This window comes from Nocardia sp. NPDC004573 (assembly GCF_053602135.1).
Genome location: NZ_JBSGDA010000064.1, coordinates 1 through 1,980 on the forward strand (window position 1 = coordinate 1; position 1,980 = coordinate 1,980).

Sequence of the window (1,980 nt, forward strand, 5' to 3'; positions counted from 1 at the left end):
GACGTCCGGGTCGCCGGACAGCCGCGCCAGCAGCACCGCCAAGGCGGCGTGCACGACCATGAACAACGTGCAATTGTGCTCGCGCGCCAGCGCGACCAAAGCCGCGTGCACCTGCGGCGACACCGCGAAACCGGTGTTGGCGCCCCGCATGCTCGCCACGACGGGGCGGGGCCGGTCCAGCGGCAGCTCCAGTTCCCCGGTCAGTCCGGCGAGTTGGTGACGCCAATACGCCAGCTGTCGTGCGGCCACCGAGGTCTCGTCGTCGTCGGTGCCGATCACGCTGCGCTGCCAGATGGCGTAGTCGGCGTACTGCACCTCCAGCGGGGACCAGCGCGGGGAGTTGCCGCCGATACGGGCGAGGTAGGCGCTCATCAGGTCGCGCGCCAGCGGCGCCATGGACGCGCCGTCGGCGGCGATGTGGTGGGCCACGAACGCCAGCAGGTGTTCGTCGGGCCCGGACTCCAGCAGCAGCGCCCGCACCGGCACTTCGGTGGTGACGTCGAACCCGGTCAGCATCAGCTCGGTGATCTGTTCGATCGGATCGTCGGTGACGACGACGTCCAGGCCGCCGGGCAGGGCTTGCTCGACGGTGAGGATCTGCTGGAACGGCAACCCGCCCGGCCCGGACGGATACCGGGTGCGCAGTGATTCGTGGCGTTCGAGCACGTCGGCCAGCGCGTAGCGCAGCGCGGAGACATCCAGCGCGCCGGTCAACCGGATCGCCATCGGAATGTTGTAGGCCGCCGAGGCGGGGTCGAACTGGTTGAGCACCCACATCCGCTGCTGCGCCAGCGACAACGGGATCGGCTCCACCCGCTCGGCGCGTTCCAGCACCGTGCGCGCACCCGCACCGGCGCCGGGCACCACCCGCGCGGCCAGCGCGGCCACCGTAGGCGCTTCGAACAGCTCGCGCACAACGACGTTCGCGTCGAGCGCCTCGTTGATCCGCGCCACCACCCGGGTGGCCAGCAGCGAGTTGCCGCCGAGGGCGAAGAAGTCGTCGTCCAGGCCGACTTCGGCCGCACCGAGCAATCCGGCGAACACATCGGCGACCGCCTGCTCCACCGGCGAACTCGGCGCGCGGAACACCGTCGCGGAGACGAACTCCGGCGCGGGCAGCGCCCGCCGGTCCAGCTTTCCGTTCGGGGTCAGCGGCAGCGCGTCCAACACCACGATCGCATCCGGGACCATGTAGCCGGTCAGGAACTCCGACACCTGTGCCCGCAGCACCGACGGATCCATGCTGGCCCCGGCATCGGCCACCACGTACCCGATCAAACGGTCACCGGCATGCTCGTCGTCGCGGACCAGCACGACCGCCTGGCTCACTCCCGGACAACGCAGCAGCGCCGCTTCGATCTCGCCGAGTTCGATGCGGAATCCCCGCAATTGGACCTGCTGGTCGCCACGCCCGGCGTACTCGAGGGTGGCCTGACCACCGAACCCAACCCACCGGCCGATGTCACCCGCGCGATACATCCGCGACCCCGGCGCACCGAACGGGTTGGCCACGAACCGTGTCGCCGCCAACCCGGGACGACCCAGGTACCCGCGCGAGAGCTGCGCTCCCGCGACGTAGATCTCTCCGGCCACCCCGACCGGCGCCGGGTGCAACCGGTCGTCGAGCACATACGCGTCCAGGCCCGGCAACGCGCGACCGATCACGCTGGCCGCGTTGTCGACCATCTGCTCGTCCAGCGACAGGAACGACACGTGCACCGTGGTCTCGGTGATGCCGTACATGTTCACCAGCCAAGGCGCGTCCACCGGATGCCGCTCGTACCAGCGCTGCAGTTGACGCAGATCCAGTGCCTCGCCACCGAACACGATGTAGCGCAGTGCGAACTTGCCCTCGTCGTGGTGTGCGGCGCGATCGGCCTCGGCGAGCTGGTAGAACGCCGATGGGGTTTGGTTGAGCACGGTGACTTGTTCGCGGATCAGCAGTTCGCGGAACTGCTCCGGGGACCGGGAAGTGAGGTA

Annotated in this window: 1 protein-coding gene; it reads right to left on the minus strand. The window is 69.6% G+C overall.

All coding sequences use genetic code 11. The features are described from left to right. Positions 1-1,980 (minus strand): condensation domain-containing protein (locus tag ACWEKR_RS35510; RefSeq protein ID WP_452358233.1); only part of this gene is annotated, 1,980 nt, incomplete at both ends.